Source organism: Streptomyces humi, assembly GCF_001005085.2.
GTDB lineage: Bacteria > Actinomycetota > Actinomycetes > Streptomycetales > Streptomycetaceae > Streptomyces > Streptomyces humi.
In genome coordinates, this window is sequence record NZ_LBMU02000021.1 from 102,154 (window position 1) to 126,396 (window position 24,243).

A 24,243-nucleotide genomic window follows, 5' to 3' on the forward strand; every position below is an offset into this window, starting at 1 on the left:
ATACCTCCGATGAACTTCGTCACCCCGGAAGGCTTCTTCGCGCTCCCCCTCGCCGGTACCGCGGAGGAGCGCGCAGAACTTGCTCACTCCTTCGTGCGCGAGCTGTATTCCCGGGGCGACGAGACTATTTGGACCCCTGCGGCGCCTTACTTCGAGGCGATCGCCGAATATCTGTCGGACAGCGGACTCGCATACTCGGCGTTGGGCCTGTTCTCCACAGACGACGGCGGTGTCGTTCAATGCGCTTTCACTGTGGCCGCGGTTCGGACAGACCAGACGGATCCGGAGATCGCGGCGCAGGGCATCCTCGCCACACTCAGCAGCGACCCTCTGAACGACGCCCGCTGGATGGACCTGCCTTGTGGCCCTGCGATCTCCTGCGTCACCCTGCGGGAGCTGAGCCTCAACCCGGCGATCACGGCCGACGGTCAGCCCAAAAAGCTGCTGACCGGCCAGATCGAGGCCCATGTCCCCTTCCCGACCGGCCCGTACACCGCCGTCTTCACCCTTCATACGGCATCGACCGAATACTGGGGTGAGTTCTGCGACGGAACAGTGGCGATCCTACGGACCGTGTCCTTCCCCACCCTTGAAGGCGATGAGGGATAGCCCCACACACGCGTAGACAGGCAAGCCCTGCTGCGGCGTCCTGAGAAGAAGCCAGCCCATAGGGTCGGGCGACGCAACGCTCAACCTCTTCGGGTGTTCGATTCACCGTCTTCCGGTGCGTCAACAGTCGGCTGTTCGACGACGAAGGTGATAGGCAAGCGGCAACGCGCACGCCCCAGCCTCCGTCCGCCTGGGCATCGAGGCCACCCAGCTCCCACCGGCACCGACGTCCTTGCCCACGCTCGCCAGGTGCTGGACGACCCGATGTCGTCATACACGGAAGTCCGCTACGCCGACATCCGCCTCGCGTAGTGCCTCACACATCGACATGCCAGCCGTGCGCCCCGCCCGAGCAGCAAGGTGCGGCGGTAACGCAACGGAACTCCCGCCGTACGGCGCCACGCACACGGCACTCAAGCGCGGCCGACGATGTCATCCATTCAGGCACGATCAGGACACAGGTCACACCCTCCAGCACGCCAAGCGCCCCGGATTATCACCATTCACAGCGAAGTTCGCGCTGGCGAAACCGGGAAGCTCCCCGATAGCGTCGGACCTCTTGAATGGACTGTTGTCTCACGGGGAGTTCACTGTGAAGCGCCGTACTCTGCCCGCCGTTGCCGCGCTGGCGGCAACCGCAGCACTGCTGTTGACCGCCTGCGGCGGCGGGGACGACGAGGGAAGCGATAACGACAAGATCGCCGGAGCCCACCAGGGGACGAGGACGCCGACGGCCTCGGCATCCGCTTCGGGAGCGCCGGCGGCGGACAAGCCGGACGGCGTGGACGTGTCGCTGCCCAAGGACGTGAACCTGGTCTTCGACTGGAAGAAGCCGAAGGACACAAACGAGGCAGCGGCGATGGATGATGCCGCGAACTTCCTCCGCGCCATCTATCGAGGCGTCGACAAGCGCACGACCAAGGATGCGGCCGTCGCCACGTACGCCACCGACGGTGGGCTGAAGTACGCGGATACGCAGATCAACGCCTATATCGAGGGCGGTTGGACGGTCATCGGCACCCGGCGCCACTACGACGCCACCACACGCTCCGCCACGAACGGCAAGTCGGTGGAGGTGGCATTCTGCTCGGACTCGAGCAAGTTCTACGGCAAGGAGACCAAGACCGGGAAGGTCCTCAAGACCGATCCCAGCATCAAGGACTTCGACTACTTCAAAATCATCATGGTCAAGTACCCCACGAGTACCGACCTGTGGCAGGCGTCCAAGGTGTATGTCGAGACGGGGGCGACAAAGTGCCAGTGAGGGAAGCCCGCCGCCCACTCCTCGCCACTGCAGCACTGACGCTGGCTCTCGGCACCCTCGTCATCACAGGCCCCGCTCACGCGGCAACGGGCGTTGGTACCGGCAAGGGCGCCGACACAGAGCAGTCAGGCGGCCGAGACTCGAACGCCGTCTACGCCGCCGCCCGCATCCAGTACTCCGGCGCCGTAGCCAAGGACGGCAGCGCCGGGAACGTGACATCCTCTGACGTCAACTGGACGCCTCCGCCCTGCTGGTACGCGCCGTACCTGGGTGCCAAGGACTTCAAGAAGAAGATGTCCACGCAGATCGAGAGCGCCAAGAACACGCCCGGAATGGGCGGCACGGCGGGTGCGGCGATCGGCGAGATGCAGCGCCACTACGAGGACGACTACGGCTGGACCGACACCCCTGGTTACAAGGACTACAACGTCGACAAGGACGGCGAGGGGATGTTCTGGGCGGCCGTCGAGAACCCCGACGAACCTGACATCCTCAAGCGCAGTTCGTGCAACGAACTCCCCTTCTGGGTCGAGAACGGTGACACCCCGCCGGCCCGGTACAAGGAGGCCGTCACCCCGCGGATCCTCGCAGCCCTCGCGTACCAGCGCATGCAGCTTCCCGACACGAAGGTGACCCTCGCCCCTGAGGCCACCACCAAGGTGAACCTGCCGACCTGGGCCTGGCTCGACAAGGCTGTCTTCGACGAGGTCCAGGCCACGGCGGCCCTCGACGTCCCCGGTTTCGCCATCCGGGCCACGACCACCGCGAAGCCCGTCTCCCTCAAACTGGAACCCGGCACCGCGGACGCCGAGACCTTCCCCGCCTCAGGCGAGTGCGCCATCAACGCCGACGGCTCCATCGGTAGGCCCTATGCCAAGGGAGACGCGAGCAGGACACCGCCCTGCGGAATCAGGTACCTGCGTTCTTCCGGTAACGGTGTCTTCAAGCTCCGGGCGACGATCACCTGGCAGATCTCCTGGGCGGGCACCGGCGGCGCAGGAGGAGACCTGCCCAACGGCACCTTCGGGACGACGCAGGACGTCACAGTCCAGGAAATCCAGGCCGTCAACCGCTGATCGGGCCCGGGCGGTTTGCACCCTTCAGGCCGCCCCACGGCCGACGCGATCCGAACCCAGGAGTGGCTCGAATAGCGTCAGAGCCAGTGTTGTTTTTCCAGGATGATTACGGGCCGCGGACGGAGTCCCTGCCGGAACACAGCACCTCACCGGGAAGGTAGAGCAGTGACCGACGACGTACCCAAGACGGCGTTCGCCGATGCGGCGACTGCCCGTGCTTGGCGGAAAGAACGCCGCCGCTCGCTGACGGGCCTGTTCTTCTGGATCTTCTGCCTTCTGGGCTTCGCAGCGTTCCTCGGAACGGCGGAGAACTGGACAGGCAAGCCCCTCGCGATCGCCTTCTCCTTCCCCGTGGTCTTTGTGATCGCGGTGGGGATCGGTTTCGCCTCCGTACGCTGGGAACATCTCGGCAAGATGAGAGCCGTACTGAAGGCATATCCCTGGCAGCACTGTCCTCCACTAGGGGTGGAATCCCCCGCAGGCATCGAGTACTTCCGCCTCCCTGACCCTGATAAACCACAGAAGAACGTCCAAGTGGCTTTCCGTCGATACGGCACGGGCAGGTCTTGGCAGCGCGCTGTTGAGGAGGCCAGGTCAGCCGGGTTTACGTTCGCCGGTGATCCGCGGTATGCCTGCGTGGTCGCATCGCCTGGCCTTCGGAGGCTGCTTACTGTGCGTCCCCAGCATCTGCATCTCGGAAGGGACGGCACCAAGCCGCCCACGGTGAGTGAGACAGCTTGGCGGCGTGCGAAGGAAGCCGGTATCACCGATCCCCCGTCCCTGGAGGAACAACGGCGCAAGCTGCTCTACACGCTGTGGAAATCCTTCCAGAAAAGACCCCGGGACTCCACTTCTCCATGATGGACGGTCAGGACGACATCCAGAACGGAATTGACGTCGGTCACCTCGAAGTCCGAGGGCCGGATGGGCAGGATTCCTCCCGGAGTCGCGACGAAGATGGCGGCTCGGGTATCGAAGGATTCGTTGTAGGCCCGGGGCGCCCGGGTCTCACGTGATCCACCGCAGTGACTGCGCGATCGAGTCGCAGAGTCTGCCCATGGGTCCGGTCACCCCGCTCAGCGGCACCGCGAACGCCAGGACCAGGTAGCCGACGTCACCGGGCATCCGGACGTACAGGTCCAGCGTCGTCGGGCCGAGGACCCGGACGGTCTCGCCGGCCGGCAGGACGACGGTCGAGACCTCCGTGGCGGAGGCGTTCCCCCGCCGCTCGGCCGCGAGCGCGTTCTCCAGTTCGCGGGGGGCCGGCCCTCCGCGCCGAGGTACCAGGGAGACGAGGAGCGAGGCGGGGAGGATGCCGCCGCCTTCCAGTTCCGGCCTGAGGAAGAACTCCAGCGCACCTGCCCTGACCGCGGCCTCGGCGGTGTTGCGGAGGGTCGCCCAGGTCTCCTGCTTGAGCTCGGCGGGAACGTTCCTGCCCTCGGCCTGGTGGTCCACGAACGTCTTCAGCTGGGCGCGCCAGCGGTCCTGGGTGAGGTCGACGCGGAACCAGTCCCGGGGCACCAGGAGCCGGTAGTCCCTGGGCGGTGCCGTGACGTCGGGCTTCGCGGTCATCCCGGCATCACCATCGGCTTGCCCGCATCACTGAACAGGCGGACGCTCTTCACGACGCCGGCGAACATCGCCGAGAACACGTCCCAGGCCCGCGGTGTGGGCGTACCCATCTCCAGGACCAGAACCGTGGCGTTGCTCAGCGGTATCTGGACCTGGATGAAGGAGGTCACCACCGGCTCGTCGGCACCGGACGCGGTGAGGCTGCCGGGCATGCTCCCCTTCCGGGTTCCGATGCAGGACACGGCCGGGCCGCAGGGCAGCGCGATCTCGCTGACCTGCCCCATGCCGAGGTGACGCATCGTCGAGCCCAGGAACCCGACGGGACGGGGGCCGGCCCTCTCGTCCAGGTCGATCATGCTGACGGTGACGGTCGCCGTGCACCGCTCCCCGTCCACCTCCGTCATGACGAAGCCGGAGTACTGGATCCCGGCCTCGGCGAACGAGTCGTAGTGCGCGGCGACCATGACCGCCCACTCAAGTTGCACCTCGAAGGTGGCCTCCGGCATCACGGCGCGGGCCAGCTCGACGAGTTGCTCGGCGGTCTCGTCCAGGCTCTCCGCCTCCATCGGGATCTCGAAGAACCCCTCCGGCACGATCCAGCGCACGTCTATGCCAGGACCACCGATCGAGCCCTGGACGTTCTCCTCGGCTGCTATGGCGCTCACGACAGGCCTTCTCCATCGGTGGTCTCTGCTTCATCCGCTTCGGGGTGGAACCTGGCCGCGAACGGATACGGCCCGTAGTGCGGGTAGTGGGCGGGTACGTCCGCCCCCTCCCTGCGCGCGAGATGCGCGAGCTCTCGATATCGCCGGGCCCGGGCACGAAGGTTCTGCCGCACGGGGTCTCCCCAGTGGGCCGCGGCGGTGCGTACGTAGCCGGCGAGCAGGATCAGTACGACCGCGGTGGCGACGGACGCGTAGGCGATACGTGCCGTAGCCGACGCCCAGTACTGGACCACTCCGCCCCCGTACACGGCCGCGCCGAAACCGACGATCGCGAGAGGTGCTCCGATCCTGAGTCCGGCGTTGAACATCGCGACCTCGTCGCGGTGCCGGAGCCGGAGCATCCGGAGGACCGCCCGGTCGTCCAGGAAGTCGAAGCGCAGTTCGCCGCCCGACCGTTCGGCGAGTTCCTTGGCGGCCGGGGTGGCCGCGATCACCCCGCCGGGTACGAGGCGCACCGGATCCGTGCCCCTGCGGCCGACGAACTCCCATTCGCCGAGGTCACTCGAGTCGTCCACGCGGACCATCCCCTACGCGGCCAGGGCCGCGTGGAAGGGCTTCGGCGAAGGCTGGGGCGACGGGGACGGAGTCGGGCCGGGAGTCGGAGCCGGTTCGGCCGTCTCCGGTTCCTGGTATCCGGTGGTCCCGCCGTTCTCGCCGCTGAACATCCGGTGCAGCGCGCTCGCGAGACCGTTGCCCTTGATGACACCGGTGATCTGTTTTCCGCCGATGGGTACGAACTTCTCGGGAAGACCACCGACGTTGAGCCGTTGCCCGAGTTTCAGTCCCTGGGCGAGGACCTTGTTCGTCAGCCCCACGCTGAGGCCGTTGAGGAAGTTGTGCCCGATGCCGTCGAGCCCCCGCAGGGAAGCCTCACCCCAGGTACCGGCCCTGCCGAAGGCCCTGAGCTTGGCGAGTCCCCGGAGTTTGCCGACGGCCTTGAAGCCCTTGAGCGCGCCGAGACCGGGCAGGACGCCGAGGAAGTCGGTGCCCAGCTTCAGCCAGTTGACCTTCCCACCGCGCACGGTCATGTCGTAGGCGTGCCCGGCCAGGGCGGCGGCGCTGGTGAGCACCGCGAGGGTGGCGAAGATGGGAACGAGGAACTGCAACGGGGGGATGAAGGCACACACGACCGCCAGAACGGACAGGATCGCGGAGATGTTGGAGAACATGTCCGCCCAGTCGGCGAGCCAGTTCATGAATCCGCCCGGGTCACGCACCGCGTCGTGGTGGACGACGTCCTTGATATGGCGGGCGGCCCGGTCTCCGGCGTCGTCGAAGATGTCCCTGGCGTCCTTGACCTTCTTGCGCGCTCCCCCGATACGGTGCAGCGCCTCGTCGCGCTTCTTCTCCCAGCGCTCGTACTCGGGCCGGTCCGCCTCGGGAATCTGACTGACGGGGTACTTGTCCGTGAACTTCTTCACCTCCCGGTCGGCGAGATCGTGATCGGACTTCGCCTCGCGGTAATCCGCCAGGGCCCTGTCGGCCTGCTTCTGGGCCCGGTGCAACTCGCCGGCGAATTCCTTTGATTCACCTTCGGCCACCTTGGTGCCGAGCGCCTTGGACGCCTCGTCGTACCGCTCGAACGCCTTCTTGAGCCGGTCACCGGCGCCGTCGGCGATCTCGTTGAAGGCCCGGCCGGCGTCGCTGTCCCAGCCCTCCACGGATGACAACGCCTTGATCACGCGGGCCTGTTCGTCGATCGTGTCGGCCATCTGCCGCAGCTTCCGCCCGAGAGCGGCGACTTCGTCAGGGTCCCCCGGGGTGGGATCCCCGTCCCACAACGGCGGCCAGTCACTGGATCGCCTGCTCACTTCTTGCCCTTCCCCGTGTTCTCGGCAATGGCCTTGGCCAACTCGTGATCGATCTCTTCGTACTTCTCGGCCGCCGCACCGGTGTAGTCGGCCAGCTTCTTGAGTTCCTTCGACAGTTTCTTGCGCGTCTTCTTCCAGGTGGTACCGAAATCATCGAAGGCGTCTTTCAGACCTTCGTGTCCCAGTTCGTCCTCGTAACCGTCCGAGGGATTCCCGTGCTGGTCAAACTCGTTGTGGAGTTTCCCCAGCGTGCGTGAACACCCCTTGATCATGTCGAGGTCGTACCTGATTCTGTCCGCCATTGAAAAAATCCCCCATCATGGACATGAGACACTGCCGCGAAGCTTCCTTCGACAAACGACCTGGAAGGTGGGACGGGTTTGTCCACGAGCACCGACCGCACCATACGGGACCGGCTCGGCGTCACACCCGACGCGGCGGCCTGGTGCACCATCGGCAAGATCCCCGAACCACCGGCCGACGTGCACCGGGCCGCCGGATCGGCACCCCTGCGTCCCGCGTCCAGAAGGCCGCTCGGCATGCTCGGCGTCGCCGTCGGCACGCCCCTGCTGTACGTCGGCAAGTTCTTCGGTCTCCTCGCCTCGGGTGAAGAGGCCCTGCGCCGCATGCTGTCGACGACCGGGGAGCAGGAGCGGCACCGCGCCGCGAAGCTCGACAGGAAGCGGCGGGACGAAGCCGTCGCCGAACTCGGTCTCGACAGGACCTTCGACGGCGACTGGAACGCAGCCGCGGGCCGGCTCCTCTTGCAGTGGTACGGCCATTCCTCCCACCACCAACGCCTGGTCGCCCTTGCCGGGAACCGGATCCTGCTGGCCGCCCCGCCCCGGCGCGTGTCCGTCCGCCGGGACGCCCTCACGCAGGTCGTCGCGGAGCTCCCCGCCGGGGACGCCGTCCTCGTCGACCCGCTCCCCGCCCACGAGACCGGCAAACTGCTCCTGCGGTTCAAGGACGGGTCGTGGCTCAGGCTGGAGACCGAGGAGTGGCGCAGCGAGCTCCACACCTACCTGACGGGCCATCAGCAGCCGGACGGGGTCCGGGCATCCGAGGCCTGACAGCCGGGTGCGACGGAGCACGTCGCGCGCTCCGCCGCACCCGGTCGTCCGACGACCTCGGACTTTACTAACCCTTGGCCTGCTTCGCCAGCTGGTCGTCCAGCTGCTCGTAGGCCTCCTTGGCCTTCTTCAGGAAGTCCGAGAGGCCGTGCAGGCCCTGGATCGTCTTCGTGGCGCCCTTGGTGAAGTCCTTCATGGAGTCGTCGTACGCGCCCGACGCCTTCTGGGTGGTGAAGCCGTTCTCCACCAGGGCGCTGACCCGCTTCTCCACGTTCTTGATCTTGTCCTCGAGCTCGTGCATGTCCTTGATCAGGTCGCCCGCGACCTTCTCCATCTCGGCATATGTGAGATCGGTGTCTTTGCTGGCCATGACGGCCCCCTCCCGTTCGTGTGGCCGCAGGGCCTTCCCCCGTGGCACCGGTCGCGCGGACCGGTGGCCAGGACATGGCCGTCCGTCCGCACGAGCAAAGATCCTACGGGTGGGAGAGGTGTGACCGCAGGGGCCCTGTGCGAGGGAATCGTGAACCGGTGCAATCCCGTTGCACCCGGGAAAGCCCCTGCGGATATGGTCCGGCTAAGGTCACAGCGGATGTGCCGGGCCTGCGAGGGGGAGACAACGTGCGCCTGAGTCTGACGGTCGTCGATCCGGTCGGCGGCGCCACCGCCGACGTCGTGCTCGACGCGGATCCCGAGTCGACGGTCGGTGACGTCGCCCGGGAACTGGCCCGGCAGGTCGGTTCCGGGTACCCCGCCGCCGACGAGGGCGGCGCCCAGGTCATCCCCATCGGCGCGCACCGCCAACAGCCCGCCCCCTTCCAGGTGTCCGGTCCGCTCGCCTACGTCGACGGGTACGCCCTCGACCCCGCCGCCACCGTCGTCGGCTCGCCGCTGCGCGACGGTGTCGTCGTCTCCCTGCACGATCCCGCCGGCTGCCTGATGGGCGAGCCCACCGGCATCGTGGAGTTCCGGGTCGCCGGCGGTCCGGCCGCCGGCGCGGTGCACCGGCTCGGTGTCGGGCGGTACGACATCGGCACCGGGGCTGCCTCCCACATCCGCGTCGAGGATCCCGAACTGCCCGCCCGCGCCGCCACCCTCGCCATCGCCATCGACGGCACCTGCAAGGTCCAGGCGCACACCGCGGACGCCAAGCTGGACGGGGAGGAGTTCAAGAGCGACGGCGACTGGCCGCTCGGAGCCCAACTCGCCCTCGGAAACAGTCTGTTCGAGATCACCGGGTACGCGCCCCCGAACGCCGCCCTCAAGTGGTCCGACGACGGTGCCGGACTCGACTACAACCGGCCCCCGCGGCTGCGCCCCGCCGACCGGCAGACGCACTTCTCGCTGCCCAACCCGCCCGGTGACTACGAGGCCCGGCCGCTGCCCTGGCTGATGGCCGTGCTGCCGCTCGTCGGTGCCGTCGTCTCCGTGATGATGTTCGGGCGCTGGTACTACCTGATCATGGCGCTGATGAGCCCGGTCATGCTCTTCGGCAACTACTTCATGGACAAGAAGCACGGGCGCAAGTCCCATGCGAAGCAGCTCAAGGAGTACAAGGAGCACAAGGCACGGATCGACGGGGAGGCCCAGGAGGCACTGGTCGCCGAACGCACCGAGCGGCGGGCCGCGGTGCCCGACCCGGCGGCCGTGCTGACGTTCGGGACCGGGCCCCGCACCCGGCTGTGGGAACGGCGCCGCACCGACGCCGACCACCTGCTGATCCGCTTCGGCACCGGCCGCGTGCCCTCCGAGGTCGAGCTCGACGACCCCGAGCAGGACGAGCACAAGCGCAAGGTCCGCTGGTACATCGAGGACGCCCCGGTCGCGCTGTCGCTGCGTGACCTCGGGGTCGTCGGCGTCGCCGGACCCGGTGACTCCGCGCACTCGCTGGGGCGTTGGGCGGTCGCCCAGACCGCCGTCCTGCACAGCCCCATGGACGTGCAGTTCTACGTCCTCACCGACCACGACGCCGGCACCCGCTGGGACTGGGTCCGCTGGCTGCCGCACTCCCGGCCCGGCGGCGGTCAGGACGTCAACGTGCTCATCGGCACCGACTCGGAGACCGTCGGTGCCCGCGTCGGCGAACTCACCCAGCTCCTCGACGGCCGGCAGAAGGCCCTCCAGCAGGGCGGCCGCAACAAGGGCGACGGGCCCGCCTTCGCCGACCCGGACATCGTGGTGGTGTGGGACGGTTCGCGGCGGCTGCGGTCCATGCCCGGTGTCGTACGGCTGCTCCGGGAGGGCCCGGGGGTGGCGATCCGCTCCATCTGCCTCGACGAGGAGGAGCGGTTCCTGCCCGGGGAGTGCCAGGGTGTCGTCGTCGCCGAACCGGTGGCGGGCGAGACCGCGCCCGCGACGCCCGTACCGCAGCAGGCGGCCGGCGGCTTCCCCTCCTTCCAGGCCTGGCATCCCCAGGCCGGCGCCGGTGAGGAACAGGCGCCGCAGGACCTGGAGTTGCGGCTGCGCGTCGAGCAGAGCGGGGCGCTGCGCAAGCGGGGCGTCCGGCCCGACTTCGTCTCCGCCGCCTGGTGCGCCCGGCTCGCCCGCTCCCTCTCGCCGCTCCGTGACATCAGCGGTGAGACCGAGGACTCCGCACTGCCCGGCGCCAGCCGGCTGCTCGACGTGCTCCAGCTGGAGCCGCCCACGCGGGACGCGATCGCCGCCCGGTGGCGGATGGGCGGGCAGTCGACCATGGCCGTCATCGGGGAGTCGTACGACGGTCCGTTCGGCATCGACCTGCGGCGCGACGGGCCGCACGGGCTCATCGCCGGTACCACCGGTTCCGGCAAGTCGGAGCTGCTCCAGACCATCGTGGCCGCACTCGCCGTCGCCAACACACCCGAGAACATGACCTTCGTCCTGGTGGACTACAAGGGCGGCTCGGCGTTCAAGGACTGTGTGAAGCTGCCCCACACGGTGGGCATGGTCACCGACCTCGACGCCCATCTCGTGGAGCGCGCCCTGGAGTCCCTGGGCGCCGAGCTGAAGCGCCGCGAGCACATCCTCGCCGCCGCCGACGCCAAGGACATCGAGGACTACCAGGACCTCGTCAGAAGAGACCCCTCCCACTCCCCGGTGCCCCGGCTCCTCATCGTCATCGACGAGTTCGCGTCCATGGTGCGCGACCTGCCCGACTTCGTCACGGGACTCGTGAACATCGCCCAGCGGGGCCGGTCCCTCGGCATTCATCTCCTCCTCGCCACCCAGCGGCCCTCCGGTGTGGTCTCCCCCGAGATCCGCGCCAACACCAACCTCCGGATCGCGCTGCGCGTGACCGACGCCGGTGAGTCGACCGACGTCATCGACGCGCCCGACGCCGGGCACATCGCGAAGAGCACCCCGGGCCGGGCGTACGTCCGGCTGGGGCACGCCTCGCTGGTGCCCTTCCAGTCGGGGCGGGTGGGCGGCCGGCGGCCGGGCGCCGCCGACCCGGCCACGCTCGCCCCCTGGGCCGGCGCGCTGAGCTGGCAGGACCTCGGACGGACCGCACTGCGCAAGCCCGAGTCCGAGACCAAGGAGGACGACGAGATCACGGACCTGAAGGTGCTGGTCGACGCGGTGCGCGAGGCCAACACCGCGCTCGCCGTACCGGCCCAGCACTCCCCGTGGCTGCCCGCCCTCGACGACACGCTCCTGCTGGACGACGTGCCGGCGGTGCGGGCGCAGGGCGCGCTGCCCGCCGCGCCGTACGGTGTCGAGGACCTGCCCGCCGAGCAGGCCCGCCGGGCCGTCGCCGTGGACTTCGCGACCTTCGGGCACCTGATCGTGGCCGGTGCCCCGCGGACCGGGCGTTCGCAGGTGCTGCGCACCATCGCCGGTTCGCTGGCCCGCACCAACTCCTGTGCCGACGTCCACCTGTACGGCATCGACTGCGGCAACGGCGCGCTCAACGCGCTGACCCGGCTGCCGCACTGCGGGGCGGTCGTCGGCCGTAACCAGACGGAGCGGGTGGAGCGCCTGATGGCCCGCCTGTCCGGCGAGCTGAGCCGCCGTCAGGAGCTGTTGGCCGACCGGGGGTTCGCGGACATCGGTGAGCAGCGCGCGGCGGTGCCGGAGGCGGAGCGGCTGCCGCACATCGTGCTGCTGCTCGACCGCTGGGAGGGCTGGCTGCCCACCCTCGGCGAACTGAACCACGGTGACCTCACGGACCAGATCATGGTGATGATGCGGGAGGGCGCCAGCGTCGGCATCCATCTCGTCCTCACCGGTGACCGGCAGATCCTGGCCGGCCGGATCTCCTCCCTCACCGAGGACAAGTACGGGCTGCGGCTCGCCGACCGCGCCGACTTCTCCATGCTGGACATCAACTCCCGCAAGGTTCCGGAGGAGATCCCGCCGGGCCGTGCCTTCCGCAGCGAGACGGCCGCGGAGACGCAGTTCGCGCTGCTCGCCGCGGACACCACCGGCCAGGGGCAGGCCGCCGCGATCGCCGCGATCGGCGAGTCCGCGGCGGCCCGGGACGCGGACGTGCCGCGTTCCCGGCGTCCGTTCCGGGTCGACGTGCTGCCCGGCCGGATCTCCTTCGAGGACGCCTGGGCCATGCGGGACCCGGCGACGACGGCCTCCCCGCTGTGGGCCCTGGTGGGGGTCGGCGGCGACGAACTCACCGCTTTCGGGCCGGACCTGGCGCAGGGCGTGCCCGCCTTCGTCATCGGCGGACCCGCCAAGTCCGGCCGCTCCACGACCCTGCTGGGCTTCGCGCGCTCGTACCTCGCCAAGGGGGTGCGCATCGTCGTCGCGGCGCCCCGGCAGTCACCGCTGCGTGAACTCGACGGCCAGGACGGCGTTCTGAAGGTGTTCACCGGACGGGACGTCGACGAGGACGAACTGGAGGAACTGGTGAACACGGCCACCCCGGCCGATCCGGTCGTCGTGCTCGTGGACGACGCCGAGGTGCTGGACGACTGTGACGCCGAGGACGTGTTCAAGCGGATCGTGGAGCGGGGTGCCGAGGAGGGTCTGGCCGTCGTCATCGCGGGTGACGAGGACGAGATCTGCGACGGCTTCTCCGGCTGGCAGGTCGACGCCAAGAAGGCCCGCCGGGGCATCCTGCTCTCCCCGCAGGAGTCCGGCTCCGGCGAGCTGATCGGCATCCGGACCACCCGGGCCATGGTCGGCGGGCCGATCCAGCCCGGCAAGGGCATGCTGCACCTGGGCAGCGGGGAGCACGTCACCGTCACGACCCCGCAGTAGCGGCGGCGGAGCGGGGGATCCGGCGTCAGTCCCCCGCCTTCGACATCACCGCCGTCGGATTGCCCTCCGCCGAACTGTCCGACGTGTAGACCAGGTCGCCGTGGGCCGGGGTCAGGTAGACGGTGTTCGTGGCGGGGTCGCAGCCGTCGTGGTTGCCCTTGGCGCCGGTCGAGGAGGCGACGAGCCTCGTCCTCGTCACCGACTTCAGGGTGAGGATGTCCGTACAGACCCCGCCCAGTTGGTCCGTCTGGCGGAGTCGGCCCAACTCGGCGCCGACGGCCGCCTGTTCGACGGTGACCCGGAAGGTACCGACGGGCAGGTTGCCGTCCAGGGCGGTGGCCGAGCCCTCCCAGGTGCCGAGGTAGCCGGCCGGGATCACCCCCGCGCCGGAGGCGGACGCCGAGGTCGAGGACGACGAGGAGGCCGCGGTCGAGGGTGGTGTGGCGGCGGCGCCCGAATCACTGCTCGGCCCGTCGCCGCCGGTCCCGAGGAACGGCTTCACCAGGAACCCGACCCCCACGGTGACCACCGCCAGCGCGCCGGCCACCGCGAGCGCGACCGTGCAGCTCACCCGGCGCCCGCGTCCGCCCTCGCCGGGTACGGCGGTCGCGGCGACACTCACGGACACCTTCCCGGGCACCGACGGCACGTCGTCACGCGGCTCCGGCGACACCGACACGGTCGCGGGAGCCACCGGTACGGCAGAGGGAGCCACCGGTACGGCAAAGGGAGCCGCCGGTACGGCAGAGGGCACCGCCGGTACGGCAAAGGGAGCCGCCGGTACGACCGCGGGCGGCACCGTCGGGGCCGGCCCGAACTGCCCGCCGACGGACGGGGCGCTGAACGCCACCGGCCCGGAAGCCGGCACCGCCGACGGCCCCGCCGAAGGGCCCGCCGCCCCGGACGCCGACACCACCGAAGCACCCGCCGCCCCGGACGCCGACACCGCCGCGGGGCCCGCCGACGCATCCGCCGAAGAGCCCGCCGCCCCGGGTGGCGTCCCGGCCGCCGGATCCGCCTCCGCCGCGTCCAGGTTCAGCAGCTGTACGGCGCTCCGGCTCACCCGTTCCACCAGTGCCCCGGGCAGCCAGCCGCCGGTCATCAGTCGTGCGGCCCCCTCCGGAGCCAGTCGCCGGGCCAGCTCCGCGGGCTCCGGGCGGCCGCCCGCCTCCTTGGCGAGACACGCCTCGGCAGCCGCCCGCAACTCTCCGCTCAGCGACCCGAGTTCCGGCTCCTCGTGGACGACCTGGTAGAGCAGCGCGGCCGAGGAGTCACCGCGGAAGGGCGGCTGCCCGTTCGCCGCGTAGGCCAGCACCGCCCCCAGGGAGAACATGTCGGCTGCGCCCGTGACGCCCTTGCCGAGGATCTGCTCGGGAGACATGTATCCCGGCGAGCCGATCGACACCCCCGTCGACGTGAGCGAGGCGGTGCCGTCCGTGGCACGGGCGATGCCGAAGTCGATGAGCAGCGGCCCGTCCAGGGTGAGCAGCACGTTGGACGGCTTCACGTCCCGGTGCACCAGGCCCAGTTCATGGACCGCCGCCAGCGCCTCCGCGAGCCCGGCGCCCAGCGCCCGTACCGTGTGGGCGGGCAGCGGGCCGCCGTCGGTCACGGCGGCCGTCAGGGAGGGGCCGGCCGCGTAGGCGGTGGCGACCCAGGGCACCGGCGCGTCCGGGTCGGCGTCCAGGACGGGTGCCGTCCAGGCGCCGCCGACCCGCCGGGCCGCGGCCACCTCGCGGCGGAACCGGGCCCGGAACTCCTCGTCCAGCGCGAAGTGCGGATGCACGATCTTGACCGCGACCGTGCGGCCGCCGGCCGACCGGCCGAGGTAGACCCGGCCCATCCCGCCGGAGCCGAGCCGGCCGAGCAGCCGGTAGGGCCCCACGGCCGTCGGTTCGTCACCCGCGAGCGGCTGCATGCGCCCCACCCCCCAGAGAGTCCGGACCCCCCGGAGCCCACGCAGCAGCCTATTGCCTGTCAGGGCTCCAGCAGAGCGACCTGCACGTCCGCCGCGAACCCGGTCGTCGGACCCACCCGGCGGGCGAACTCGGTGACCGCCGCCAGCTGCGGCGCGCCGAAGCTGAAGTCGAGGGTGGTGAAGTACTGGGCGAGGGTCGCCTCGTCGAAGGCCTCCCAGCGGGCGGCCTGTTCGGCGACCTTGCCGACCTCCTCCAGGGAGAGGTTGCGGGACTCCAGGAAGGCGGTGTGCACCTCGCGGGTGATGCCCGGCTCGCGCTCCAGGTAGTCGCGGCGCGCCGCCCAGACCGCGAAGACGAAGGGCAGGCCCGTCCACTCCTTCCACAGCGCGCCGAGGTCGTGGACCTCCAGGCCGTAGCGCGGGCCGTCCAGCAGGTTGGCGCGCAGGGCCGCGTCGCCGATGAGCACCGCCGCCTCCGCCTCCTGCATCATCAGGCTGAGGTCGGGCGGGCAGGTGTAGTAGTCGGGCTGGACGCCGTAGCGCTCGGCGAGCAGCAGCTGGGCGAGGCGGACCGAGGTGCGCGAGGTGGAGCCGAGGGCGACCCGGCGGCCGTCCAGCTGGTCCAGCGGGACCTGCGAGACGATCACGCAGGACATCACCGGGCCGTCGCAGCCCACGGCGATGTCCGGGAAGGCGACCAGGTCGTCGGCGTTGCGGAGGAATTCGACGAGCGTGATGGGGCCGATGTCGAGGTCGCCGCGCACCAGCCGCTCGCTGAGCTTCTCAGGGGTGTCCTTCGTCAGCTCGAAGTCGAGGAGGGTGCCGGTTCTCGCGAGCCCCCAGTAGAGGGGCAGGCAGTTCAGGAACTGGATGTGTCCGACGCGCGGCCGGGTGCGAGAATTGTCCACATCGCGAGACTAGACCCCATGAGGTACGGTGCTGAGACCGCCCCCGCCGTCAAGGCAACCGAGGGATCATTCAAACGTCCGGGTGACGTGATCTTGGCCTCTGTTGCTTTCGGCTGCCCACATGCTAGGCTCGCCGCAAGTTGCAGTTTGGTTTCCCTTGCAGTACAGAGCCTGCGGAGCATGTAACCGCGGGCTCTCGTCGTTTTCAGACATATGCAGTTGTGCGGCACTTAGTTTGTTTTCACACTTGCAGGTTCTGGAGCAGGGCGACCCTTTTGAGCCCAAGGAGGGCTTATGGCTACCGGAACCGTGAAGTGGTTCAACGCCGAAAAGGGCTTTGGCTTCATCGCCCAGGAAGGCGGCGGCCCCGACGTCTTCGTCCACTACTCCGCGATCAACGCCAGCGGGTTCCGCTCCCTCGAGGAGAACCAGCAGGTGAGCTTCGACGTCACGCAGGGCCCGAAGGGTCCGCAGGCGGAGAACGTCACCCCCGTCTGATCCCAGACAAACCAAGTCTGATCGCAGACTGAGTGCAGTACCCAAGGAGCCCCGCGCCGTCAGGCGACGGGGCTCCTGCCTTTCCCGCCCCGGGTTGTCAGTGGGGGCCGTTAGGGTCCACCGGCATGACCGCAGACTTCCTCGCCGCCACCCGTACCTTCTACGACACGATCGCCGAGGACTACGCCGAGCACTTCCGTGCGGAACTCGCCGGCCGGCCGCTGGAACGGGCCCTGCTGGCCACGTACGCCGAGCTGGTGGGGGCGGGGGGTGCGGTGGCGGACCTGGGCTGCGGGCCCGGCCGGACCACCGGCCGGCTGGCCTCGCTCGGCCTCTCGGTGTCCGGCCTCGACCTGTCGGCGTCGATGCTCGCCGTCGCCCGCCGCGAGAACCCCGGCCTGCGCTTCGTACAGGGCTCGATGCTGGAGCTGGAGACCGCGGACGGGGCGCTGGACGGAGTGGTGTGCTGGTACTCGTCCATCCACATCCCCGACGATCACCTGCCGGCGCTGTTCGCGGAGTTCCGGAGGGTGCTGCGGCCGGGGGGCCACCTGCTCCTCGCGTTCCAGGTGGGTGACGTGGCACGGCGGTTCGAGGACCCCTGGGGGCATCCGGTGGCGCTGGACTTCGAGCGCCGGCGCCCGGAGCGGATGGCCGCCCTGCTGGCCCGGGCGGGCTTCACCCCGCACTCCAGCACCGTGCGCGAGGCGGACGAGCAGCTCGGGGAGTCCAGCCCGCAGGCGTTCCTGATCGCCGTCGCCTGACCCGCGGGGCCCAGACCGCGGGATCACGCCGTCAGACGCTCCCGGAGCAGTGTGCGTATCGAGACCGGTTCGCGGCCGAGCAGTTCCGCCAGGGCGGGGCCCGGGGTCGCGAACTCGTTCTCGCGGGCCGCGGTGAAGATGCCGAGGAGCTGGTCCGCCGTCTCGGCGGGGACGCCGTCGGCCCGCAGGTGGCGGACGAAGTCGGCGTCGGGCACCGTGGTCCTGGTGGCGCCGGCCGGCTCGGCGAGGTCGGCGAAGGTGAGCGCCTCGGAGCCGGTCAGCGACGGCGTGGGCCCCTCGAAGCGGCCCTCGTCGGCCAGCACGACGGCGGCGGCTTCCGCCAGGTCCTCGTGGGCCGTCCAGCACACCGGGCCGTCGGCGGGCAGGGCCACCTGTCCGGTTTCCAGGCCGCGGGCCAGGAAGTCGAGCCCACTGGCCGCGTGGAAGCCGTTGCGCAGGGACGTCCAGGAGAGCCCGGAGGCCGCCAGGTCCCGTTCGGTGGCCGCGTGGTCGCGGCAGGCCTGGAAGCGGGACACGGGGCTCGCGCCCATCTGCGCGGTGTAGACGATCCGGCGGGCGCCGGCCGCGACGGCCGCCCCGACGGCGGTGCGGTGCTGCCGGACGGTCTCCTCGCCCATCCGGTCGACGGAGACGAGCAGGATCTGGGACGCGCCCTCGAAGGCGTGCGCGAGCCCGGCCGGTTCGGTGAAGCTGCCCTGCCGTACCCGTACTCCCCGGTCGGCGAGGGCCTGTGCCTTCTTCGGGTCGCGGACGCTGACGCCGACCTGTCCGGCCGGCACCCGGTCCAGCAGGCGAGCCACGATGAGGCCGCCGAGCCGTCCGGTGGCTCCGGTCACGATGATCACGATGTCCTCCAGTGAGCACGGTGAGAGCATCGACACCAGGCGCTGGTATCGACGGAAACAGCTTCAGCGTAACATCGATACTAACGACGGAAGCAAGAGCGCGATATCGTTGATACATGGCCTCGGAAGCACGTGACACGGACACCCGGCGACGCGTCGTCGACGCCGCCATCGGGCTGCTGGAGCGCGAGGGGCGGGACGCCGTCACCACCCGGGCGGTCGCCGTCGCCGCCGGTCTGCAACCCCCGGCGATCTACCGGCTGTTCGGTGACAAGGAGGGGCTGCTGGAGGCGGTGGCCGAGCACGGCTTCGCCACGTTCCTCGCGAGCAAACGCGTGGTCCCGGACCCCGAGGACCCGATCCAGGACCTGCGGGACAGCTGGGACCTGGCGGTCCGGTTCGGCCTGGAGAACCCCGCGCTGTACTCCCTGATGTACGGCGACGTCGCCCGCAGTGACTCGCCCGCCTTCCGGACCGGTCTGGAGATCCTCCGCGGCCGGGTCCGGCGGCTCGCCGTCGGCGGTCTGCTGCGCGTCGGCGAGGCGCTCGCGGCGAACGTCATCCACGCCACGGCCCGGGGGGCCGTCCTCACCTGGCTGTCCATGCCGGAGCCCGACCGCGACCCGGCGCTGCTGACCACGCTCCGGGAGGCGATGGTCACGGCGATCACCACGGAGGAACCGGCGGTGCGCGCCGCGGGGCCGGCCGGTGCGGCGCGGGCGTTGCGGGCCGGGCTTCCTGAGCAGACGGTGCTCAGCGGGGCGGAGCGGGAGTTGTTGCGGGAGTGGCTCGACCGGCTGGCCGAGGAGGGGTGAGCCGGCGGCCGGCCGGGTGCGGGAGCGTCGTGGTCGACCGCGCGGTTCCTTCGGCCGGGGGTACCCCAGCCCCCCGTCAGGGGCGCTACCGACCGGCGTCGGCTACTTGGCGTACAGGCTTTCGATCTCTGTCGCGAAGTCCTTCATGATCGTCTCTCTGCGGAGCTTCATCGACGGGGTCAGGTGGCCCGCCTCCTCGGTGAAGTCGACCGGGAGCATCGTGAAGCGGCGGATGGACTCGGGGCGTGAGACGAGTTTGTTGGCCTCGTCCACGGCCCGTTGCAGGACGGCCCGCAACTCGGCGTCGTCCAGCAGGAGTTCCGGCGGCACCGGGTGTTTGCCGTGCATCTGCCGCCAGTGGGTGAGGCCGTCCCGGTCCAGGGTGACCAGTGCGCTGACGTACGGCAGCCCGTCGCCGACCAGCATCACCTGGGAGATCAGGGGGTGCGAGCGCAGCCAGTTCTCCAGCGGGGCCGGGGCCACCGACTTGCCGCCCGCGGTGATCAGCATCTCCTTCTTGCGGCCGGTGATGGTGAGGTAGCCCTCGTCGTCGAGTTCGCCGATGTCACCGGTGGCCAGCCAGCCGTCCCGGGTGGCCGGGACGACCCCGCCCGCCGCGGGATCCCAGTAGCCGCGCAGCACGTGGTCGCCGGCAACCAGGATCTCGCCGTCGGCGGCGATGCGGACCTTGGTGCCGGGCATCGGCCAGCCGACCGTGCCCAGGCGGGGTTTGAGCGGCGGGGTGCAGGTGGTGGCGGCGGTGGTCTCGGTCAGGCCGTAGCCCTCGTAGATCTCGATGCCCGCGCCGGCGTAGAACGCGGCGAGGCTGCGGCCGAGCGGTGAGCCCCCGCAGATGATGTGGCGGACGCGGCCGCCCATGGCGGTGCGGATACGGCGGTAGACGAGCGGGTCGTAGAAGGTGCGGGCGGTCTTCAGGGCGCGCCCGGGGCCGCTGCCGGTGCCGGTCTGCCGGGCCTCCAGCGCCTCGCCGTAGCGCTGGGCCACGCCGGTGGCGCGGTCGAAGACGGCGACCCGGCCGCCCGCCTCCGCCTTGGCACGGGCGGTGTTGAAGACCTTCTCCAGCATGTACGGGATGGTGAGCAGGCAGGTCGGTTTGAAGGCGGCGAGGTCCGGGAGCAGGTCCTCGGCCTTGAGGCTGGGGGCGTGGCCGAGGCGGACCCGGGCGCGGACGCAGGCGATCGCCACCATCCGGCCGAACACGTGGGACATGGGGAGGAAGAGGAGGATGGAGACCTCCTCGTCGTTGCGCGCCTTGAAGATCGGGTAGAGGAGTTCGATCGCGTTGTCGACCTCGGCGAAGAAGTTGCCGTGCGAGAGGGCGCAGCCCTTGGGGCGGCCGGTGGTGCCCGAGGTGTAGATGAGGGTGGCGAGGGTGTCGGGGCCGAGCATGCCGCGCCGCACGCCGACCTCGGCGTCCTGGACGTGACCGCCCGCCTCCGCGAGCCGGTCGACGTGCCCCTTGTCCATCACCCACAGGTGCCTCAGGTCGGGCAGCCGGTCGAGTTCCGGGCCCAGCGCGGCGGCCTGCGCGGAGGTCTCGGTGACCAGCGCGACCGCGCCGGAGTCGTGCAGGATCCACCGGGTCTGGAAGACGGAGGAGGTCGGGTAGACCGGGACGGTCACGAGACCGGCCGCCCAGGCGCCGAAGTCGAGGAGCGTCCACTCGTACGTCGTCCGGGCCATGACCGCGATCCGGTCGCCCGGCATCAGACCCTCCGCGATCAGCCCCTTCGCCACCGCCAGCACCTGGGCCGCGAACTCCGCCGCGGTCACGTTCTCCCAACGGCCCTCGCCCTCCGCGGGCTTGCGGCTGAGGACCACCGCGTCCGGCTCCCGCTCGGCGTTCTCGAACGGCAGGTCCGCGAGCGAGCCGTGCCGTATCGGCGGGGCGAACGGCGGTACGTACGCCTCCCGCACCGCCCCGTCCAGCCGCTGGACGAGGGGCTCGACCAGGACGGGCTTCCCGTCGTAGTCGACGGCGTTGATCGTGACACCGGAGGAGACCGGGGCGGTGTTCTGGAAAGACGAAGTGGACACGGGGCGGCTCCTCGGGCGTGCAGCGGTGAACTGCTTGCTGCATCACGTACGTGCCTCGTACGGCGAGGCGTTCACCGGGGCCGGACCTCGGAAAGGGGTTACCGGCGGTTAGACAGGAGAGCGTACGGGGCCGCTGTGGCGGCGTTGTGAGGTTTCCGGGATGGTACGGGGCCGGGCCTGTGCATTCCCGGAGGTTACGTGAGGGTTTCTCACATTAGCCCCGGCACGGACAGGTCATGGCCGTTCCAGGATCGCCGTCACCCCCTGGCCGCCCGCCGCGCAGACGGATATCAGTCCCCGTCCCGAACCCTCCCTCTCGGCGAGGGACTTGGCAAGGGTGGCGACGATCCGGGCGCCCGTCGCGGCGAACGGATGCCCGGTGGCCAGCGACGATCCGGTGACGTTCAGCCGGTCGCGGTCGACGGCGGGCAGCCCCCGCTTCTCCCAGGCCGCCAGGGTGGCCAGCACCTGGGAGGCGAACGCCTCGTGCACCTCGATCAGGTCGAAGTCCGCGGCGAGGTCCAGTCCGGTCCGCTCCAGCATGCGCGGTACCGCGTACGCCGGCGCCATCAGCAGGCCGTCCTCGCCGCCCGCCACGTCACCGTGTACGAAGTCGACGGCGGCGGTCTCGTAGGCCGTCAGATACGCCAGCGGTCGCAGGCCACGTTCGGCCGCCCAGTCGTCGGAGGCGAGCAGCACGAGCGCGGCGCCGTCGGTCAGCGGGGTCGAATTGCCCGCCGTCATGGTCGGATCGGGTTCCGCGGTGCCGAACACCGGCTTGAGCCGGGCGAGTTTGTCCACCGTGGAGTCGGGGCGCAGGTTCTGGTCACGTTCCAGGCCGCGGAACGGGACCACCAGGTCGTCGAAGAAGCCGCGTTCGTAGGCGGCCGCCAGCCGCTGGTGACTGGCCGCCGCCAGCTCGTCCTGCGCGTGCCGGCCGATCCCCCAGGCCCGTGCGGTCACCGCCGCGTGCTCGCCCATCGACAGACCGGTGCGCGGCTCGGCGTTGCGCGGGATGTCGGGGACGAGGTGGCCGGGCCGGATCCGGGCGAGGGCCGCGAGCCGGCCGCCGAGGGACTTCGCCCGGCGGGCCGCGAGCAGGATCCGGCGCAGGTCGTCGTTGACGCCGAGGGGCGCGTCGCTCGCCGTGTCCGCGCCGCCGGCCACGGCCGACTCGGTCTGGCCGAGGGCGATCTTGTTGGCGGCCGCGACGATCGCCTGCAACCCGGTGCCGCAGGCCTGCTGGATGTCGTAGGCCGGGGTACGCGGGTCCAGTTTCGAGCCGAGGACGGTCTCCCGGGCGAGGTTGAAGTCCCGGCTGTGCTTGAGGACCGCACCGGCGACGAACTCACCCACCGAGCCCGGCTGTTCGAGCCGGTACCGGTCGACGAGGCCGTCCAGGGCGGCGGTCAGCATCTGCTGGTCGGACGCGGTGGCGTACGGGCCGTCGGAGCGCGCGAAGGGAATCCGGCTGCCGCCGATCACCGCGACCCGACGAGGGAACCCCATGGCAGTCATCTCGACCTCTCCATATGCCGTGACGTAGGCTTACCTCCGGTAACCTTACTCCAGAGTAAGCAAGTGGGGGCTGGACATGGCAGACCGCTATCTGAGCTTCGCCGGCACCGCGCCCGGGCGATTCCTCACCCGGCGGCTGGGGCTGCCGCAGCCCGCGGAACTGGTCCGGTGGTCGACCGAACGCCCCTTCTTCACCGGCGAGTTGCTGCACCTGACGGCCGGGAAGCCGGACCTGGACGCGGAGCTGGCGCCGGTACTGGCCCGCACCGGCCTGCGGCCCGGCGCCGACCCCCGCGCCGGCTCCCGCGCCGGTTCCCCCGTCGCCGTCGTCCTCGACGCCACCGGCGTACGGGACGTGGAAGCGCTCGGCGAGGTGCACGCGGCCCTGCATCCCGTCGTGCGCTCGGTCGCCGCGAGCGGCCGCATCGTGGTGCTCGGCGCTCCGCCGGACCCGACGGACCATCACCAGTGGGCGGTGCAACAGGCGTTGGAGGGGTTCACCCGGTCCCTGGGCAAGGAGATCGGAAGGGGCAGGACGGTCAACCTCGTCCGGCTCGGCGGGGACGCGCGGGCCGCCGAGTCCACCCTGCGGTTCCTGCTCTCGCCGCGCTCGGCCTACGTCAGCGGGCAGGTGATCGAGGTCGGCGCGGGCGCCTTCGCCGTACCGGACGACTGGGAACGGCCGCTCGCGGGCCACACCGCGCTGGTCACCGGTGCGGCGCGCGGGATCGGCGCGGCCGTCGCCGGGACGCTGGCGCGGGACGGGGCGCGGGTCGTCGTCCTCGACGTGCCGGCGGCGGAGGCGGACGCCCGCGCGGTCGCCGAACGGCTCGGCGGGCAGGCGCTCACGCTCGACATCACCGACGCGGACGCGGGGGCGCGGATCGCCGACGCGCTGCCGGACGGGCTGGACGTCCTCGTCCACAATGCGGGGATCACCCGGGACCGGCGGCTGGTCAACATGCCCGCCGACCGCTGGGGTTCGGTGCTCGACGTGAACCTCGGGAGCGTGCTGCGCACCACGGACGCGCTGCTGGAGCGCGGGGCGGTCAACCGCGGCGGGCGGATCGTGGGCACCGCGTCCATCGCCGGGATCGCCGGCAACGCGGGGCAGACGAACTACGGCGCGAGCAAGGCGGGGATCGTCGGGCTGGTGCGGGGGCTCGCGCCCCGGGCGCTCGCCGAGCACGGGGTGACGGTGAACGCCGTCGCCCCCGGGTTCATCGAGACGAGGATGACCGCCGCGGTGCCGTTGTTCATCCGGGAGGCAGGGCGGCGGATGAACTCGCTGGGACAGGGCGGGGTGCCGGGGGATGTGGCGGAGACGGTGGGGTGGCTGGCGCAGCCCGGGTCGGAGGCGGTCAACGGGCAGGTGGTGCGGGTCTGTGGGCAGAGCCTGTTGGGGGCGTAGCCGTCGTCCGACGGCCGCGGGCGCGTCGTGGCTGGTCGCGCCCACGCGGCGGAGCCGCATGCCGAACACGACCTCGTGCCCCTTCGGGGGGCACGTCCTCACCGGCGGAACCGGAAGGCAACCTCTGTGATCGTCCTTGACAGCGCCCCTGCCCTGGGGCCACTGCT

General features: G+C 70.5%; 21 protein-coding genes. 10 read left to right on the forward strand and 11 right to left on the reverse strand.

Translation table 11 applies throughout. The features are described from left to right. Positions 1 to 9 precede the first annotated feature (9 nt). From AAW13_RS07990 to AAW13_RS45525, 4 genes are all read left to right on the forward strand, one after another. Positions 10 to 609 (forward strand): hypothetical protein, encoded by a 600-nt coding sequence (locus AAW13_RS07990; protein WP_240528562.1) that lies wholly within the window; start codon positions 10 to 12, stop codon positions 607 to 609. A gap of 592 nt (positions 610 to 1,201) precedes the next feature. After that, positions 1,202 to 1,873 (forward strand): hypothetical protein, encoded by a 672-nt coding sequence (locus tag AAW13_RS07995; RefSeq protein WP_071659473.1) that lies wholly within the window; start codon positions 1,202 to 1,204, stop codon positions 1,871 to 1,873. Then, positions 1,870 to 2,949, forward strand: coding sequence for a hypothetical protein (locus AAW13_RS08000; protein WP_420855442.1), 1,080 nt, complete (start codon positions 1,870 to 1,872; stop codon positions 2,947 to 2,949). Before AAW13_RS07995 ends, AAW13_RS08000 begins: the two co-directional genes overlap by 4 nt. 165 nt (positions 2,950 to 3,114) lie before the next feature. Beyond that, complete coding sequence (locus AAW13_RS45525) at positions 3,115 to 3,810, forward strand: hypothetical protein (RefSeq protein ID WP_143144988.1); 696 nt, start codon at positions 3,115 to 3,117, stop codon at positions 3,808 to 3,810. Positions 3,811 to 3,957: 147 nt separating this feature from the next. On the opposite strand, the gene AAW13_RS08005 is transcribed toward AAW13_RS45525, so the two are convergent. The 5 genes from AAW13_RS08005 to AAW13_RS08025 are packed head-to-tail and all read right to left on the reverse strand — an operon-like array spanning position 3,958 to position 7,359. Then, positions 3,958 to 4,521: a hypothetical protein gene (locus AAW13_RS08005; protein ID WP_046726474.1), complete on the reverse strand. Its 564-nt coding sequence runs from the start codon at positions 4,519 to 4,521 to the stop codon at positions 3,958 to 3,960. After that, positions 4,518 to 5,186, reverse strand: a complete 669-nt coding sequence (locus AAW13_RS08010) for a hypothetical protein (protein ID WP_079178739.1) — start codon at positions 5,184 to 5,186, stop codon at positions 4,518 to 4,520. Before AAW13_RS08010 ends, AAW13_RS08005 begins: the two co-directional genes overlap by 4 nt. Next, entirely contained in the window at positions 5,183 to 5,770 is a 588-nt protein-coding gene (locus AAW13_RS08015) for a hypothetical protein (protein ID WP_046726475.1), read from the reverse strand. Before AAW13_RS08015 ends, AAW13_RS08010 begins: the two co-directional genes overlap by 4 nt. 3 nt (positions 5,771 to 5,773) lie before the next feature. Next, a complete protein-coding gene (locus tag AAW13_RS08020) occupies positions 5,774 to 7,057 on the reverse strand; it encodes a putative T7SS-secreted protein (protein ID WP_046726476.1) in 1,284 nt (427 codons plus the stop codon). Continuing rightward, positions 7,054 to 7,359 carry a hypothetical protein gene (locus AAW13_RS08025; protein WP_046726477.1) on the reverse strand — a complete coding sequence of 102 codons (306 nt, stop codon included), beginning with the start codon at positions 7,357 to 7,359 and terminating at the stop codon, positions 7,054 to 7,056. Before AAW13_RS08025 ends, AAW13_RS08020 begins: the two co-directional genes overlap by 4 nt. A 78-nt stretch (positions 7,360 to 7,437) precedes the next feature. On the opposite strand from AAW13_RS08025, the gene AAW13_RS08030 reads away from it, so the two are divergent. Next, positions 7,438 to 8,130: a hypothetical protein gene (locus AAW13_RS08030; RefSeq protein ID WP_240528565.1), complete on the forward strand. Its 693-nt coding sequence runs from the start codon at positions 7,438 to 7,440 to the stop codon at positions 8,128 to 8,130. A gap of 67 nt (positions 8,131 to 8,197) precedes the next feature. Here the strand turns inward: AAW13_RS08030 and AAW13_RS08035 are convergent, their stop codons facing one another. Next, a complete protein-coding gene (locus tag AAW13_RS08035; protein ID WP_046726478.1) occupies positions 8,198 to 8,500 on the reverse strand; it encodes a WXG100 family type VII secretion target in 303 nt (100 codons plus the stop codon). A gap of 248 nt (positions 8,501 to 8,748) precedes the next feature. Here AAW13_RS08035 and AAW13_RS08040 point away from each other — a divergent pair, with 248 nt between their 5' ends. Continuing rightward, positions 8,749 to 13,320 (forward strand): FtsK/SpoIIIE domain-containing protein, encoded by a 4,572-nt coding sequence (locus AAW13_RS08040; RefSeq protein ID WP_046726479.1) that lies wholly within the window; start codon positions 8,749 to 8,751, stop codon positions 13,318 to 13,320. A gap of 25 nt (positions 13,321 to 13,345) precedes the next feature. On the opposite strand, the gene AAW13_RS08045 is transcribed toward AAW13_RS08040, so the two are convergent. Together AAW13_RS08045 and AAW13_RS08050 are read right to left on the reverse strand one after the other, a co-directional pair. Beyond that, complete coding sequence (locus AAW13_RS08045) at positions 13,346 to 15,238, reverse strand: serine/threonine-protein kinase (protein WP_046726480.1); 1,893 nt, start codon at positions 15,236 to 15,238, stop codon at positions 13,346 to 13,348. A gap of 59 nt (positions 15,239 to 15,297) precedes the next feature. Continuing rightward, positions 15,298 to 16,146: a menaquinone biosynthetic enzyme MqnA/MqnD family protein gene (locus AAW13_RS08050; RefSeq protein WP_046726481.1), complete on the reverse strand. Its 849-nt coding sequence runs from the start codon at positions 16,144 to 16,146 to the stop codon at positions 15,298 to 15,300. Between the two features lie 294 nt (positions 16,147 to 16,440). Here AAW13_RS08050 and AAW13_RS08055 point away from each other — a divergent pair, with 294 nt between their 5' ends. Both AAW13_RS08055 and AAW13_RS08060 read left to right on the forward strand, forming a co-directional pair. Further along, complete coding sequence (locus tag AAW13_RS08055) at positions 16,441 to 16,644, forward strand: cold-shock protein (RefSeq protein WP_003992177.1); 204 nt, start codon at positions 16,441 to 16,443, stop codon at positions 16,642 to 16,644. Between the two features lie 125 nt (positions 16,645 to 16,769). Further along, positions 16,770 to 17,408 (forward strand): class I SAM-dependent DNA methyltransferase, encoded by a 639-nt coding sequence (locus AAW13_RS08060; RefSeq protein ID WP_046726482.1) that lies wholly within the window; start codon positions 16,770 to 16,772, stop codon positions 17,406 to 17,408. A gap of 23 nt (positions 17,409 to 17,431) precedes the next feature. On the opposite strand, the gene AAW13_RS08065 is transcribed toward AAW13_RS08060, so the two are convergent. Continuing rightward, a complete protein-coding gene (locus AAW13_RS08065) occupies positions 17,432 to 18,274 on the reverse strand; it encodes an NAD(P)H-binding protein (RefSeq protein WP_046726545.1) in 843 nt (280 codons plus the stop codon). Between the two features lie 116 nt (positions 18,275 to 18,390). Between AAW13_RS08065 and AAW13_RS08070 the strand changes: the two genes are divergently transcribed. Then, positions 18,391 to 19,089 (forward strand): TetR/AcrR family transcriptional regulator, encoded by a 699-nt coding sequence (locus AAW13_RS08070; RefSeq protein WP_046726483.1) that lies wholly within the window; start codon positions 18,391 to 18,393, stop codon positions 19,087 to 19,089. Positions 19,090 to 19,191: 102 nt separating this feature from the next. Here the strand turns inward: AAW13_RS08070 and AAW13_RS08075 are convergent, their stop codons facing one another. Continuing rightward, on the reverse strand, positions 19,192 to 21,096 hold the full coding sequence (locus AAW13_RS08075; protein WP_046726546.1) for an AMP-dependent synthetase/ligase: 1,905 nt from the start codon (positions 21,094 to 21,096) through the stop codon (positions 19,192 to 19,194). 285 nt (positions 21,097 to 21,381) lie between these two features. Further along, complete coding sequence (locus AAW13_RS08080) at positions 21,382 to 22,665, reverse strand: acetyl-CoA C-acetyltransferase (protein WP_046726484.1); 1,284 nt, start codon at positions 22,663 to 22,665, stop codon at positions 21,382 to 21,384. A 76-nt stretch (positions 22,666 to 22,741) separates the two neighbouring features. Here AAW13_RS08080 and AAW13_RS08085 point away from each other — a divergent pair, with 76 nt between their 5' ends. Beyond that, entirely contained in the window at positions 22,742 to 24,076 is a 1,335-nt protein-coding gene (locus AAW13_RS08085; RefSeq protein ID WP_046726485.1) for a 3-oxoacyl-ACP reductase, read from the forward strand. The last annotated feature ends 167 nt before the right edge of the window (positions 24,077 to 24,243 follow it).

Excerpts from the sequence above, each read along its gene's own strand:
- AAW13_RS07990 (WP_240528562.1), top strand. The coding sequence starts at position 10 with ATGAACTTCGTCACCCCGGAAGGCTTCTTCGCGCTCCCCCTCGCCGGT.
- AAW13_RS08060 (WP_046726482.1), top strand. The coding sequence starts at position 16,770 with ATGACCGCAGACTTCCTCGCCGCCACCCGTACCTTCTACGACACGATC.
- AAW13_RS08025 (WP_046726477.1), bottom strand. The coding sequence starts at position 7,359 with ATGGCGGACAGAATCAGGTACGACCTCGACATGATCAAGGGGTGTTCA.
- AAW13_RS08070 (WP_046726483.1), top strand. The coding sequence starts at position 18,391 with ATGGCCTCGGAAGCACGTGACACGGACACCCGGCGACGCGTCGTCGAC.
- AAW13_RS08085 (WP_046726485.1), top strand. The coding sequence starts at position 22,742 with ATGGCAGACCGCTATCTGAGCTTCGCCGGCACCGCGCCCGGGCGATTC.
- AAW13_RS08015 (WP_046726475.1), bottom strand. The coding sequence starts at position 5,770 with ATGGTCCGCGTGGACGACTCGAGTGACCTCGGCGAATGGGAGTTCGTC.
- AAW13_RS08005 (WP_046726474.1), bottom strand. The coding sequence starts at position 4,521 with ATGACCGCGAAGCCCGACGTCACGGCACCGCCCAGGGACTACCGGCTC.
- AAW13_RS08035 (WP_046726478.1), bottom strand. The coding sequence starts at position 8,500 with ATGGCCAGCAAAGACACCGATCTCACATATGCCGAGATGGAGAAGGTC.
- AAW13_RS08045 (WP_046726480.1), bottom strand. The coding sequence starts at position 15,238 with ATGCAGCCGCTCGCGGGTGACGAACCGACGGCCGTGGGGCCCTACCGG.
- AAW13_RS08055 (WP_003992177.1), top strand. The coding sequence starts at position 16,441 with ATGGCTACCGGAACCGTGAAGTGGTTCAACGCCGAAAAGGGCTTTGGC.
- AAW13_RS08080 (WP_046726484.1), bottom strand. The coding sequence starts at position 22,665 with ATGACTGCCATGGGGTTCCCTCGTCGGGTCGCGGTGATCGGCGGCAGC.